This window comes from Streptomyces sp. NPDC088554 (assembly GCF_044752945.1).
GTDB lineage: Bacteria > Actinomycetota > Actinomycetes > Streptomycetales > Streptomycetaceae > Streptomyces.
Map to the genome: position 1 here is coordinate 75061 of NZ_JBIVMF010000018.1, position 13452 is coordinate 88512.

Annotated in this window: 16 protein-coding genes; 6 read left to right on the plus strand and 10 right to left on the minus strand. The window is 72.4% G+C overall.

The annotated features are described in order from the left end of the window. Positions 1-62: 62 nt before the first annotated feature. Positions 63-1052 carry an SCO0930 family lipoprotein gene (locus ACIP8W_RS21670; protein ID WP_401955796.1) on the minus strand — a complete coding sequence of 330 codons (990 nt, stop codon included), beginning with the start codon at positions 1050-1052 and terminating at the stop codon, positions 63-65. 297 nt (positions 1053-1349) lie between these two features. Further along, a complete protein-coding gene (locus ACIP8W_RS21675; protein WP_402204213.1) occupies positions 1350-1787 on the minus strand; it encodes a hypothetical protein in 438 nt (145 codons plus the stop codon). Between the two features lie 156 nt (positions 1788-1943). Between ACIP8W_RS21675 and ACIP8W_RS21680 the strand changes: the two genes are divergently transcribed. Together ACIP8W_RS21680 and ACIP8W_RS21685 are read left to right on the plus strand one after the other, a co-directional pair. Continuing rightward, a complete protein-coding gene (locus ACIP8W_RS21680) occupies positions 1944-2708 on the plus strand; it encodes a hypothetical protein (protein ID WP_401955793.1) in 765 nt (254 codons plus the stop codon). Between the two features lie 175 nt (positions 2709-2883). Next, entirely contained in the window at positions 2884-3399 is a 516-nt protein-coding gene (locus tag ACIP8W_RS21685; protein ID WP_401955792.1) for a hypothetical protein, read from the plus strand. 135 nt (positions 3400-3534) lie between these two features. On the opposite strand, the gene ACIP8W_RS21690 is transcribed toward ACIP8W_RS21685, so the two are convergent. Next, positions 3535-4020, minus strand: a complete 486-nt coding sequence (locus ACIP8W_RS21690) for a hypothetical protein (protein WP_401955791.1) — start codon at positions 4018-4020, stop codon at positions 3535-3537. A gap of 311 nt (positions 4021-4331) precedes the next feature. Between ACIP8W_RS21690 and ACIP8W_RS21695 the strand changes: the two genes are divergently transcribed. Further along, on the plus strand, positions 4332-4991 hold the full coding sequence (locus ACIP8W_RS21695) for a class F sortase (RefSeq protein ID WP_401955790.1): 660 nt from the start codon (positions 4332-4334) through the stop codon (positions 4989-4991). A gap of 27 nt (positions 4992-5018) precedes the next feature. Here the strand turns inward: ACIP8W_RS21695 and ACIP8W_RS21700 are convergent, their stop codons facing one another. Beyond that, a complete protein-coding gene (locus tag ACIP8W_RS21700; protein WP_401955789.1) occupies positions 5019-5897 on the minus strand; it encodes a polysaccharide deacetylase family protein in 879 nt (292 codons plus the stop codon). Between the two features lie 97 nt (positions 5898-5994). Between ACIP8W_RS21700 and ACIP8W_RS21705 the strand changes: the two genes are divergently transcribed. Further along, the gene (locus ACIP8W_RS21705) at positions 5995-6534 is read left to right on the plus strand and encodes a universal stress protein (RefSeq protein ID WP_402153035.1); all 540 of its coding nucleotides are present in this window, start codon (positions 5995-5997) and stop codon (positions 6532-6534) included. A gap of 18 nt (positions 6535-6552) precedes the next feature. Here the strand turns inward: ACIP8W_RS21705 and ACIP8W_RS21710 are convergent, their stop codons facing one another. Beyond that, positions 6553-7743 (minus strand): CapA family protein, encoded by a 1191-nt coding sequence (locus ACIP8W_RS21710; protein ID WP_401955787.1) that lies wholly within the window; start codon positions 7741-7743, stop codon positions 6553-6555. Between the two features lie 279 nt (positions 7744-8022). Here ACIP8W_RS21710 and ACIP8W_RS21715 point away from each other — a divergent pair, with 279 nt between their 5' ends. Next, the gene (locus tag ACIP8W_RS21715; RefSeq protein ID WP_401955786.1) at positions 8023-8619 is read left to right on the plus strand and encodes a sigma-70 family RNA polymerase sigma factor; all 597 of its coding nucleotides are present in this window, start codon (positions 8023-8025) and stop codon (positions 8617-8619) included. Here the strand turns inward: ACIP8W_RS21715 and ACIP8W_RS21720 are convergent. Continuing rightward, on the minus strand, positions 8556-8756 hold the full coding sequence (locus tag ACIP8W_RS21720) for a zf-HC2 domain-containing protein (protein WP_402153039.1): 201 nt from the start codon (positions 8754-8756) through the stop codon (positions 8556-8558). The genes ACIP8W_RS21715 and ACIP8W_RS21720 overlap by 64 nt on opposite strands. A gap of 138 nt (positions 8757-8894) precedes the next feature. Here ACIP8W_RS21720 and ACIP8W_RS21725 point away from each other — a divergent pair, with 138 nt between their 5' ends. Further along, entirely contained in the window at positions 8895-9413 is a 519-nt protein-coding gene (locus ACIP8W_RS21725; protein WP_401955784.1) for a hypothetical protein, read from the plus strand. A 99-nt stretch (positions 9414-9512) separates the two neighbouring features. Here the strand turns inward: ACIP8W_RS21725 and ACIP8W_RS21730 are convergent, their stop codons facing one another. Genes ACIP8W_RS21730 through ACIP8W_RS21745 form a run of 4 tightly spaced genes read right to left on the minus strand, consistent with a single transcriptional unit; the run spans position 9513 to position 13326 of the window. Further along, a complete protein-coding gene (locus ACIP8W_RS21730; RefSeq protein WP_401955783.1) occupies positions 9513-10703 on the minus strand; it encodes a sensor histidine kinase in 1191 nt (396 codons plus the stop codon). After that, positions 10700-12166 carry a cation acetate symporter gene (locus tag ACIP8W_RS21735; protein WP_402204217.1) on the minus strand — a complete coding sequence of 489 codons (1467 nt, stop codon included), beginning with the start codon at positions 12164-12166 and terminating at the stop codon, positions 10700-10702. The genes ACIP8W_RS21730 and ACIP8W_RS21735 overlap by 4 nt, the downstream gene beginning before the upstream one ends. Next, on the minus strand, positions 12163-12525 hold the full coding sequence (locus ACIP8W_RS21740) for a hypothetical protein (RefSeq protein ID WP_401955781.1): 363 nt from the start codon (positions 12523-12525) through the stop codon (positions 12163-12165). Before ACIP8W_RS21740 ends, ACIP8W_RS21735 begins: the two co-directional genes overlap by 4 nt. 57 nt (positions 12526-12582) lie before the next feature. Beyond that, positions 12583-13326: a LytR/AlgR family response regulator transcription factor gene (locus ACIP8W_RS21745; protein ID WP_401957161.1), complete on the minus strand. Its 744-nt coding sequence runs from the start codon at positions 13324-13326 to the stop codon at positions 12583-12585. Between the last annotated feature and the right edge of the window lie 126 nt (positions 13327-13452).

The following is a 13452-nucleotide window of genomic DNA, read 5'->3' on the forward strand; positions in this document are numbered from 1 at the left end:
TACGGCGGCGGTCGGAGGCTCGGCCGGTGTCCCGGGGGAGGTACTCCGGGGCGGTGCGGGGACTACTTGGGGATCTTGATCAGTTCGTTGTTCGGGGAGACCGCGAACCAGGTGCCGCCGACGCCCTGGCCGTTGATGTCACCCGGCTTCTTGTCATCGGCGAAGGTGTAGAGCGGCGAGCAGTTGAGGGTCTGCTGCTTGATTCCGTCGGGCCGGTCGAAGGTGACATTGCCCTTCTGCTGGATCGTGCTGTCGATCTCGCCCTTCTCGACGGGGGCCACAACCGGCCACTTGTCGAGGCAGGCACCGACGCAGGCGGTCTTCATGGGCCACGCGGTGTCGTTGGTGAACCGGTAGACCGTCATGCCCCGGGAGTCCACGATGACATCACCGAGCTTGGGGTCCTTGCGAACCGACAGACCCTTGAGGTCCGCCGGGACCGCCGCGCCCGTGTCGGCCGCGCCCGTGTCCGCTCCCGTACCGCCCGCGGCGGCCGTGGATGCCTTGCCGCCCTCGGGGGAGGCCGCGAACCACTTGCCGCCCACGCCCTGGCCGTTGGTCTGGCCCGCGGCCGTGTCCTTGGCGTAGCGGTACATCGGCCAGCCGTCGACCGTGAGCTGCTTGGAACCATCGGTCCGGGTGACCTCGCCGAGCAGCGCGGCGTCGGTGCCGGCGGCGGCCTTGACGTCCGTGGGGCTCACGACGGGCCAGGCGGCGGCGCAGTCGCCGTCGCAGTTGGACTTCGGCGGGCTGGCCGTGTCGCTGTCGAAGCGGTAGAGGGTGAAGCCCTCACCGTCCGTGAGGATCTTGCCGAGCTTCACGTCGGTCTTGACCGCGAGCTGGCCGGCCGGCTTGGCCGCCGTCGCGGCGGTACCGGCGTCGGTGCCCGCCGCCGCGCCCGCGCCGTAACCGGCGTCCGCGGGCTGAGCGACCCCGGCCGCCCCGACGGACTGCCCGGTGGTGTTGGTGGCTTGGTCCTGACCGCACGCCGTCGTCAGGGCCAGTACGGCCGCCGCGGTCACCGCGAGCGAGGCGTTCCGCCAGGTGTTCATGGTAACTCCTGTAGTCAGTTGGCCAATTGCGGCGCCGATGTGCGCTGCTTCATGGCCCTAAGTACGGAGGGGGCACGGTCCCGCGTTCAACGCGGCCGGAAAAAACTTGTGAAGGAGATACGGGCAGCCGCCAAATACCCCTCATACGGGTGAATACAGTCAACTTTCGGCGTGCCGTGCCCATATGGGGAACAAGCTCTTGCCCGTGTATGGATCGCTCGTCGGACGGCTGCTCGCGGCCGCCGCACTCATATCGTTCTCGGCCGTCCCCGCGCCCGCCGCCGCGGACAGCTGCGCCTACGCCTCGGGAGGATCGGCGTGGGCGGTGGCGGGCAGCGGCCACTGCCGGCCGCCGACGCCTCCCCCGCCGCCCGAACCTCCGCCGACCCCGACGAAACCCCCGGCCCCGCCCAGACCCACCGTGCCCCCGCACCCTCCGACCCATCCGCCGACGCCCTCGCCCTCGCCCTCGCCCTCCCCGCCCTCCCCGCCGCCCCGGCCGACACCGACGCCGACGCCCCCCGTCGTACCGAAGCCGCCACCGCCGCCGGCCGCCCGACCGACCCCCCGGCCGCCCCGGCCCGTACCCGCGCCGCCCGTACCCGCGCCTCCGGCGCCACCTCCTCCGGCGCCCGCACCGCCTCCCGCGCCCGTGCCGGTACGCGTGGTGAAACCGCCCGCCCCCGAGGCGCCCCCGCCGCGCCCGGCGCCGCCCGCGCCCGCACCGTCCGCCACGTCGTCGTCGGTGGCGGTGCCCGTCTACCGCAAAGCAACCCGCGACCAGCCACGGAGCCGGACCTCACCGGTCCTGATGATGCTCGTGATCACGGCCCCGGCCGTGTTCGCCGTCGCCGTACTGCGCCCCCGCTCCCGCTGATCCACGGAGATCCCATGTCGGAATGGCTCGTTCTGAGCATCGCGATGGCCGCCGTCTGCGCGGTCGTCCTGACCATCGTCGTCCTCAACAACCGTCACGTCGACGAGGACGACGACCCCACCGAAACCCCCGATGTCATGGACTACATGACGATGATGATCGGCGTGATCTACGCGATCGTGCTGGGCCTGGCCATCGCCGGGGTCTGGGAGGGCCGCAGCGCCGCCCAGGACTCCGTGCGCCAGGAGGCCCAGGTGCTGCACGAGATCAGCGAGCGTGTCCAGGTCTATCCCCCCGACGTACGCGACCGGATCCGCGCCGATGTCGACGCCTACGTCGCCTATGTCGTCCGTACGGAATGGCCGCACATGGCCGAGCACGAGGCCCTCAACGCCCGGGGCACCCAGCTCTTCGACCGGATCCGTACCGAGGTCACGCAGTACGCCCCGCGGACCGATCTGGAGGGCCAGACGTATCAGCCGCTGCTCGACCTGGTGGCCGCCGCGGACGACGCCCGGGGCGCCCGCGGCGAGAACGCGGGCGCCACCATGCCCGGGGTCGTCTGGTTCGGCCTCATCATCGGCGCCGTCGTCACGGTGGGGCTGATCTTCGTCCTCCAGATCCGCCGCTCCTTCCGGGAGCTGCTGCTCGCGGGGCTGTTCAGCGTGCTGATCTCCTTCCTGCTCTTCCTCATCTGGGACTTCGACTCCCCCTACGGCCGGGGCATCGGCGCGACAGCCGCCCCCTTCCTCGACCTGTTCCCCCATCTGAGGTCCTGAGCGGCACGCTCATGGGGTACGGGAGGTCCGCCACCCGGGGGACACCCGTGCCCCATTCGCACGTCAGCAATCGCGGGTGTGATAGCGCGCTCCTAGCGTTTCCCGCATCGAGGCGCTTTGACCGGCTCATGTGGAAAAGTTCCGCAGCTGCTCCTCGGGGATCCGGAGGCTCACCATGCGCGCGATACGTGCCACGGCCACCACTCTGCTCTCAGTGGCCGCGCTCGCACTCATATCCCCCACCGCCGCAGCCGCGGTCGACGGCGGCGCACAGTCATTCGGATTCACCGTCACCCCCACCACCGCCGCGCCGGGCGGCCGGGTGACCCTGGCCGTCACCAACTGCGCGACCACCGCCACCGCCTCCTCGGGGGTCTTCGACACCGTCTCGATCCCCTCCAACGGATCGGCCGTCGCCACGGTCGACTGGGACGCCAGGGCGGGAGCGCTCTACACCGTCACCTTCACCTGCGGTACGACGACGGGCAGAACCCCGCTCACCATCGCGGGCACCTCCGTGACCCCACCCGTCACCTCCCCGATCGCGCCCGGCGGGGTCCGGGGCGGTCTGGGCGGCAGCGTCGGCGGTGTCACCACCGGCGAACTGGCCGCCGGTACGGCACTGGTCGTGGCCGCCGCCACCGGCAGCGTCTACGCCGCGCGCCGCCGCGCGGAGCACCGTCCGCGCTGATCCGCGCCGAAGCGGAGAGCACGGGAGTACGTAATGCTTGTCGCCCCGAGTCCTGGCAGAGGACTCGGGGCGACGGGCGTTTCGGCGTACGGTCGGATTCGTACGGTCGGATCGCGGCGACCGGATCCCGGCCGGTCAGACCCCGGCGCCGCTCGGACGCCGGCGGCGGGCGAGGAGCAGCGAACCGCCGACGGCCGCGACCGCGGCGAGCCCACCGCCGATCGCCATCTCCGCGGAGCTGGGGCCGACCGAGCCGCCGAGCCCGCCCAGCGCGCCACGGCCGTCCAGCACCCGGAACTGATGTGTGGCGACGTTGCTGCTGTCGCTGCACCGGACGGCCAGGTTGTAGCGGCCGGGCGTGGTGCGGTCCCGGATCCGGGCCCTGGCCGAGGAGTGGCCCGACGAGTTCACCGACAGTTCGACCCGGTCGAAGGCGTTGGACGTGACATCGCCTCCGTGGCCGCAGCCCTCGGCACGGATATGGATCGTGCTGCCCTGGTGGACCTCGAACGGGTTGACGGTGACATTGGTCGGACCGTTGGTGGCGCCGGCCAGCGGGGCGCAGAGCGCCACGGCCGCGCAAGCGGACGCGGTCACCGCGAGAGCGCGTGAAGCACGCATCGTTGAACCTCCAGCGGAAGACGCCCCGAAGCGGTGCTCCGGGAAATTCGACGAGTACGCCCTCCATGACGAACCATCACCGGACTACCGGGAGAACGCATTTCGGCGATGGTCCACCCCGGTGAGCCGACACGCCGCCGTACAGCGGCCCGGCCTGACGGAGTCGCAGGTCACAGAGTGTCAGTACGTCATATGAACAGGCCGCCCCAATGGGTTACCCCGTCCGGCCGCACCACCCGTTCGCCCGCCAGTGATCGCCACCTTCCCGTCGCGCGCTTAGCGTGCCAGCAGGCGCCCACGAAGGGAGAACCATGCAGGACCACCACGCCCCGGAGTCGAGGAAGCGCTCGCCCTGGGGCGTTCTGGCTCTCGTCATGCTCACCGGTATCGCGCTGATGCGGAACGGGGTGGACGTACCGCTGGGGCCTCCGCAGCCGGCCGCAGCGGCGGCGGCCGACAGCCGGCCCGACCCCGCAGCGGTCGCGACCACCTCGCGACCGCTGGTGAAACCGCTTCCGTACGCGCCGATGTCGCGGCTGCGGATCCCCGCGCTCAAGGTCGACGCGCCGGTGGTGGACGTGGGTCTCGACCCGGACGGCTGGATCGCCGCGCCGCCGCCGCAGGACGCGAATCTGGCGGGCTGGTACCAGAACGGGGTGGCGCCGGGCCAGCGCGGCACCGCCGTGGTCGTCGGCCATGTCGACAACCACGCGGGACCCGCCGTCTTCTACGGGCTCGGCTCGCTGAAGAAGGGCCAGCACATCGAGGTGAGCCGGTTCGACGGCAGAACCGCCGAGTTCGAGATCTACGGGGTCGAGGTCTTCGCCAAGAACTCCTTCCCCGGTTCCCGGGTGTACGGCGACACCGGCCATGCCGAGCTGCGGGTGATCACCTGTGGCGGCGCCTACTCCAGGGCGGCCGGCTACGACGGCAATGTCGTCGTCTTCGCCCGGCTGGTCAGCACGGGCTGACCGGCCGGGCGGAGGAGCTCCGGGGCTTCAGCGGTGCGGTACGGCGATGCGGTACCCCGCGTCGAGCAGCCCCGGCAGATAGCGGCGCAGCGCCGCCACGCTCTGGGAGCGGTCGCCGCCCGCGTCGTGCGACAGGATGATGACGCCCGGCCCGGCGCCGTCCAGTACGCGGCGGACGATCAGGCCGGTGCCCGGGGTCATCCAGTCGAGGGAGTCGACGGTCCAGGCGAGCGGTTCCATGCCCAGTTCGGCGCCGACCTCGAAGGAGTGCCGGTTCCAGGCCCCGTACGGCGCCCGGTACCAGAGGGGTGGGGCGCCGACGGCCCGTTCGACCACTTCGCTGGTGCGTCCCATCTCCGCGCGGATCGCGGACCGGGTGAGCTTGGTCATCAGCGGATGCGACCAGGAGTGGTTGCCGATGACATGGCCGTCGTCGGCGATCTCCCGCAGCAGGTCGCGGTGGTCGTCGGCCATCTCGCCGCAGACGAAGAAGACCGCGCGGACATCGTGCTCGCGCAGGGTCCGCAGGATGGCGGGGGTGTACGCGGGGTCGGGCCCGTCGTCGAAGGTGAGCACCATGCTGTGGCCCAGTTCGGGCAGTTCCAGCAGGGGCCGGTCGCGTACCGGTGGCGCGGCTCTGCGGAACTCGGGCTGGGCGCCCCCGGTCATGGGGCTCAGCCGGTGGCCGGGGGTGCGCGGGAGCGCGCCCGCCGGGGGGCCCGCCGCGGGTTCCGCGCCGGCCGGGGGCGCGGGGCGGCCGGGGGTCTGGGCCCGGTCCGCGAGGAACAGCCGGGCGGTGAGGGCGATGCCGGTACAGGCGGCGATCCGCAGAACGGCGCGCCGGGCCGGCGGGCCGGGGATCCGGGGAGAGCCGGAGAGCCCCGGAATCATCTGATCCTTTTTCATGGCCCATGGCTCGCACGGTGGATGGCTCCGCCCGCTCATCCACACCGGTCCGCCGGGGGAAAGCACCCGATGGGGTGAGCCGGACGCGCAGTGTCTCATGGCGCCCCGGCACGGCGCGGGACCTCCGGAAGGACCGTCTCCGGCCCCCGCCTCTCGAACAGATACCCTGCCTGCCGTGAACCCTCAGCAGCCTCCTCAGTTCGAACGCGGAACCGACGGCCCGAAGGTGATCGTCGTCGGCGTGGACGGCTCCCCGTCCTCGTTCCGCGCCGCCGCGTACGCCGGTGGGCTCGCCCGGCGCCAGCGAGCGCTGCTCGCCATCGTCTACGTACAGCCCGTGCTGACGACGGGCCCCGCCCTCGGCGCCTCGGTCGGTGCGACGACAGGGGACATCGTCGAGGAGCTGATGGCGGAGATCCGGACGTACATGGACCGGGCGAAGGGCGCCTGGGACGTCCGCTGGGAGTTCCACACCTTTCAGGGGGACCCGTACAACGGCCTGGTCGGCGCGGCCGACGAGCTGAAGGCGGACGCCGTGGTGGTCGGCGCCTCGGAGTCGGCGGGGCACCGGATCATCGGTTCGGTGGCGGTACGGCTGGTCAAGTCGGGCCGCTGGCCGGTGACGGTCGTCCCATGACCTCGCCGCCGTCCCGCCTCACCCCGGGGTCAGCCCGTCCCGGGCCGCGCCCCGGCCGAGGACGGCGGCGCTGATCCCCTCCAGGGCCGCGCGGTAGTCGTCCCGGTCCGGGTCGTGGTCGACGGCCTGCCGCAGCGGGACCACGCGGCCCTCGTCCGTGTCGTACAGCTGCGGGATGAACTCCGCCTTCGTCACCGGCCAGCGCTCGCCCTTCGCGGCCGGCGGCGCGAAGGTGAAGCGGCCGATCGAGCCCTGGTTGCCGCGCGGGTCCGACTCGCCCTCGTCGTTGGTCATGGGGCCCGCGATCTGGTCGCCCATCCCGTACACGATCCAGGTCCCGTTGACCTTCTCGTACGGCTGCGGGACATGCGCGTGCGTACCGATGATCAGATCGATATCGGGCCGGCCCGCCGTACGGGAGGCGGTGAGTCTCCTGCCCAGGTCCAGCTGGACCCGGTCGGGGTCCGTCTGCCACTCGGTGCCCCAGTGGAGGCTGACGACGACCACGTCGGCGCCCGCCTTCCTGGCGGCGCGCGCGTCGGCGACGATCGCGCGCTCGTCGATGAGACCGACCGCCCAGGGCTGTCCGTCGGGGAGCGGATAGCCGTTGGTGTCATAGGTGTACGCGAGCTGGGAGATCCGCGCGCCGCCCGCCGTCAGCCGGGCGGGGCGGGCCGCCTCGGCGGCCGAGCGCGCCGATCCGGCGTGCCGGACGCCCGCCTCGTCGAGGGCGTCGAGGGTACGGCGTACCCCCTCGGCCCCGTCGTCCAGCGTGTGGTTCGAGGCGGTGGAGCAGGAGTCGTAGCCGGTGTCCGCGAGCCCCCGGGCGATCTGGGGCGGGGAGACGAAGGCGGGGTAGCCGCTGAACGGGCCGTCCGCCTCCCCGTACACGGTCTCCATGTGGCAGATGGCCACATCCGCTCCGGAGACGACCGGCCTCACCCCGGCGAGCATCGGCGCGAAGTCGTGGCCCACTCCCCCGGCGTCGGCGTGGGCCCGGTCGATCACCGATCCGTGCGGCAGGACATCACCGGAGGCGACAAGCGTGAAGCCCTGCCGGGGCGCCGGACCACCCGCCGCCGAGACGGGCGCGGACGGCCGCGCGGACGGTTGTACGGTACCGGGCCCGCCCGGCGCGGCGCAGGCCGCCGCGGTGGTGAGGAGCAGTGCCGCCGCGGCCGCCGCGCCGTGTCGCATGCGCTGGGTCATCGCTGTGACTCCCCTGTCCTGAGGGTCGTTTCCCTGGAGATACCGCCCCAAGTAATCCATATGGTCATATAAATGATGCTCATACACCTGGCTGACATCCCACTCGAAATAGACCGAATGCCTCGGCCCGACCGCTCACCGCACCACTCGCCGCAGTGAGCGACCGCTCGCCGCACACCTCTGCTCGCCGTCTGTCCCCCGGCACCCGCCATGGGTTCGGATACGCCACGCGGCAGCGCGCCACGCGCGCGGCGAACCCGGTGAGAAAGGGCGTTCACGATGACCTCCGCCACGGCCACGGAGAGGACCGACGAGCGGGCGCTGACGGAGCTTCAGCGCCGGCACGGCCCCGCCCTGCTGCACTTCCTGCTGGGGCTGACCTACGGGGACCGGCAGCGCGCGGAGGATCTGCTCCAGGAGACGCTGGTCCGCGCCTGGCTCCACCCCGAGGCGTTCGACGCGCCCTTCGAGTCCATGCGGCCCTGGCTGTTCACCGTCGGCCGCAGACTGGCGATCGACGCGCGCCGGTCCCGGCTGGCGCGGCCCACCGAGATCGGCGACGGGATCCTCGCCACCACGCCCGACCCGGAGGACCGCGCCGAGAGCGCGGTGGCCGCGCTCGACGTACGGCAGGCGGTGAAGGCGCTCAGCCCCGAGCACCGCGCGGTGCTGGTGCAGATCTACTTCCGGGGGCTGAGCGTCGGCGAGACGGCACGGGTGCTGGGGATCCCGCCGGGCACGGTCAAGTCCCGTTCGTACTACGCCCTGCGGGCGCTCGCCCGTGATCTGCCCGGTTACAGCGGGCCTGCCCGCTACCGCAGGTCGTCCTCGTCCAGCAGCGAGAGCAGCGACGGCGTGTCGGCCACCTCCAGATAGTCCGCGCCGCACGGACCGCACCCAGCCAGATGGGCCGCGACCCGCCGGTCCTCCTCGGGGGAGAGTGCTTCCAGCACATAGGCACCGAGGAGGGACCGCACATGTGGGCCGGAATCGTCCGCTCCATCGGCGAACATCTCACCGTCGGCCCCACCCGTCACAATCCGCCCCTCTCCACCGCCCGATCCTGCTCTTCTGGCCACGCGGGGCGGTCGCCGCCGGTTCAATGCTCCGTGAAGCAGGCTTCGGGGGAAGGGAAGGAAGGCGGAAAATCGATGTGTCCGGAATGTACTGAAGGGGAAGGGGCGGGCGGTGGCCTGCGGGTGCCCATGGCATGGATGTATGCCGAATACATCGCCGACGAGTTGCTGCGCACCGGCGATCTGATGCCGCCGACCACGCTGGAGTACCGGGCGGGCCGGGACGCGCTGGCCCTGACGATCTTCCTCTGCGACGGTTCGGCCGGCGGCCCGCGCGTGGTGGCCCGGATGGAGGAGTGGCGCTCGCTCACCGCGTACGGGACCTCCTGGCGGGAGTGGGTATGCGGGCGGCTCGACCGGTTGGAGGCGGCCGACTTCGAGTCCGGCGGCCCCGGCCGCGATCCGGATCTGGCGCTGGCGGGCGTCGCCTGGCGGTGGCTGGAGGAGACGGAGCTGCTGGCGCCCGACCTCGACGCCGTGGGGCCGCCGGGCGGTGTGCCGTTCCTGGCCGGTGAGGAGGAGGGGCCGCAGGTGTGGACCCCCGCCTGGCAGCTGGGGCTGCCGCTGGGGCATCTGGCGATCCATCTGTTCTGACGGGCCCCGTGGACGGCCCCGGGGCCGTGGCAGACGGGCCCCGGACCTGACGGCGAAGAGCTGACGGCGGAGACCGGGCGTGCGGGCAGGCCGCCCGGGTCAGCTGCCGTGGACGCCCGCGCGGTACTTGGGGATGCGTACGGTGATCTTCGTACCGGCTCCCACCCCCGTCTCGATGACCAGGCCGTACTCGTCCCCGTACACCTGGCGCAGCCGCTCGTCCACGTTCAGCAGGCCGATGCCGGTCGACGCGCCGCCCTCGCCGCGCAGGATCCGGCGCAGCCGGTCCGGCTCCATGCCGACCCCGTCGTCCTCGATCACCACCTCCGCCTCGGCGCCCGCGTCGAGCGCGCTGATGGTGATGCGGCTGTGGGTGACGGCCCCTTCGAGGCCGTGTTTCACGGCGTTCTCCACGAGCGGCTGGAGACAGAGGAAGGGCATCGCGACCGGCAGGACCTCCGGGGCGACCTGGAGCGTGACCGAGAGGCGCTCGCCGAAGCGGGCCCGGACGAGCGCCAGATACTGGTCGATGGAGTGCAGTTCGTCGGCGAGGGTGGTGAAGTCGCCGTGGCTGCGGAACGAGTAGCGGGTGAAGTCGGCGAACTCCAGCAGCAGGTCCCGCGCCCGGCCGGGATCGGTCCGGACGAACGAGGCGATGGCGGCGAGGGAGTTGAAGATGAAGTGCGGCGATATCTGGGCGCGCAGCGCCTTGATCTCGGCCTCGATCAATCGGGTGCGGGAGCGGTCCAGCTCGGCGAGTTCCAGCTGTACGGAGACCCAGCTCGCGACCTCGCCGACCGCCCTGGCCAGCACCGCCGACTCGCGCGGCGCGTAGGCGACGAGGGTGCCGAGCACCCGGTGGTCGACCGTCAGGGGGGCCGCCACGCCCCAGCTCAACGGGCAGTCGAGGTCGTCGCAGCCGGCGGCGAAGGCCGTACCGCGCCCGCTGTCGAGCGGCCCGGCGACCCGTTCCATCACCCGCTCGCCGTGGTGCTCCCCCACGCCGTCCCAGGCCAGGACCCGTTCCCCGTCGGTGAGGCAGAGCGCGTCGGTGCCCAGCAGGGAGCGCAGCCCGCGGGCCGCCTTGCGGGCGCTCTCCTCGGTGAGCCCGGCCCGCAGCGGGGGCGCGGCGAGCGAGGCGGTGTGCAGGGTCTCGAAGGTGGCGTGTTCGACGGGGGTGCCGACCTCGCTGGTACGTTCGCGGCGCGCGGCGCGCCGGCCGAGCAGGAAGCCGCCCGCGAGCAGCAGCGGGCCGAGCGCGGTCAGCGTGGCCAGCGTGGTTCCGCTCATGTCAGCCCCTCGGGCAGATGGAATCGGGCCATCGCGGCGTTGGTGCCCGGCGGTATCCGGCCGCGGGTGGCCAGCGACACCAGGATCATCGCGAGGAAGCCGACCGGTACGGACCACACGGCGGGCCAGGCGAGCAGCGCACGCGGCCAGCCGTCCGTGACGGCCCCGCTCACCGTGATCACCGTGGCGGCGAACGAGAGCCCGCCGCCCAGCAGCAGCCCGGCGGCGGCCCCGGGCGCGGTGAGCCCCCGCCACCAGATGCCCAGCACCAGCAGCGGGCAGAACGACGAGGCGGAGACCGCGAAGGCCATCGCGACGGAGTCGGCCAGCGGCGCCCCGCTGACCAGCATCGATCCGCCGAGCGGCACTACCATGGCGAGCGGGGTGGCCAGCCGGAAGTGGCGTACCCCCCGGGAGGGGAGCACGTCCTGGGTGAGGACCCCGGCGACGGCCATGGTCAGCCCGGAGGCCGTGGAGAGGAACGCGGCGAAGGCCCCGCCCGCGACCAGCGCGCCGAGCAGATCCCCGGCGAGACCGCCGATCGCCCGCTCCGGGAGCAGCAGGACGGCGGCGTCGGCCTCCGTACCGTACGAAAGCTCGGGTACGTACAGCCTGCCCAGCGCTCCGTAGACGGGTGGCAGCAGATAGAACACGCCGATCAGCGCCAGGACGAACACGGTGGTGCGGCGGGCGGCGCGGCCGTTGGGGCTCGTGTAGAAGCGGACGACGACATGAGGCAGCCCCATCGTGCCCAGGAAGGTCGCCACGATCAGTCCGTACGTCGCGTACAGCGGATGGTCCACGCGCCCGACGCCCGAGGCCGCGCGGACCACGTCGAAGGCCGGGCGGCCGTCGCCCTGCCAGGCCAGCAGCAGAAAGACCGCGGGCACCAGCAGGGCGGTGAGTTTGAGCCAGTACTGGAACGCCTGGACGAAGGTGATGCTGCGCATCCCGCCCGCCGCGACCGCCACCACCACGACCAGGGCGACCAGCACCCCACCGAACCAGCCGGGCACACCGGTCAGGATCTTCAGCGTCAGCCCGGCGCCCTGGAGCTGGGGCACCAGATAGAGCCAGCCCGCGCCCACCACGAACACGCTCACCAGCCTGCGGACCGCCCGCGATTCGAGCCGCCCCTCGGCGAAGTCGGGGAGGGTGTACGCGCCGGAGCGGCGCAGCGGGGCGGCGACGAAGACCAGCAGGACGAGATAGCCCGCGGTGTAGCCCACCGGGTACCAGAGCATGTCGGGGCCGTGCAGGAGCACCAGCCCGGCGACGCCGAGGAAGGAGGCGGCGGAGAGGTACTCGCCGCTGATCGCGGCGGCGTTGAGCGAGGGGCCGACGGTGCGGGAGGCGACGTAGAAGTCGGAGGTGGTACGGGATATCCGCAGCCCGAAGCCGCCGACGAGGACGGTGGCGACCACGACGGCGGCCACGGCCGTCACCGTATAGCTCTGGCTCACGGCGCGGGCCGGCCCTTCACGAGCCGGGCGAAGTCGCGCTCGTTGCGCTCGGCGCGCCGTACGTACCACCGGGCGAGCAGGGCGAGCAGCGGATAGGCGGCGAAGCCGAGCACGGCCCAGACCGCGGTGGTGTCGCGCAGCGCGGCGAAGGCGAGCGGCAGCGCGCCCGCGACGACGGCGAGGACCACGAACGCGGTGATACCCGCGCGCAGTTGGACACGTATCAGGGAGCGGACATAGGCGTCGCCGAGCGCGGTCTGCTCCTCGATCTCGGCCTGGGCCCGGTAGCGCGGCAGCGGCCGTACGCGCCGGGGCTCACCGGTGACGGTCTCGCGCCGGGGCGCGGACTCTCCCGTCATCCTCTCCACTCCCCCAGTGATCCGGCGCCTTTGTCCGGTCCGGTTCCGGTGCACACCCTAGTTGGGCCGCATCAGCAGGTCCCGCAGCGCGCGGGCATGACGGCGGCTGACGGCCAGCTCCGCGGCGCCGACGCGGACGCTCATCGCGCCCGCGTCCAGCCGGAGTTCGTCGATGCGGGCCAGCGCGACGAGATGGCGGCGGTGGATCCGTACGAAGCCCCGGGAACGCCAGCGCTCCTCCAGGGTGCTGAGGGGGATCCGTACGAGATGGCTGCCGGTGCCGGTGTGCAGCCGGGCGTAGTCGCCCTGGGCCTCGACGTAGGCGATGTCGTCGACGGCGACGAGGCGGATCACCCCGCCCAGCTCGACCGCTATCTGGTCGGCGGCGGGGGGCGGTACGGGCACGCGCTCCCCGGTCAGTTCGGTGACCCGGCGGACGGCCTCGGCGAGCCGTTCCCTGCGGACGGGTTTGAGGACGTAGTCGACGGCCTTCAGGTCGAAGGCCCGGACCGCGAAGTCCTCGTGGGCGGTGACGAAGACGATCAGCGGGGGCCGGGCGAACCCCGCCAGGAGCCTGGCGACGTCGAGTCCGGTCAGCCCGGCCATGTGGATGTCGAGGAAGACGACATCGACGGCGGCGGGATCGTCGGGGCCCGCGTCGAGCGCCGCCCCGATCCGGCGCAGCGCCTGGGTCGCGCCGGTGGCGCCCTCGGCGCTGCTGATCCTCGGGTCGGACCTGAGCAGGTAGAGCAGCTCCTCAAGGGCCGGTTCCTCGTCGTCCACAGCCAGTACGCGCAGCATGACGCCGGAGTTTAGACGGGCGGGCGCCGGGGCGCCGGTCCCGGCGTGGTGATGTCCGCACGACGGGTCGAACCGTCCTTCCCGGCGGGCCGGATATACCGACTTGGCCCGATCGCAGGCAACTTA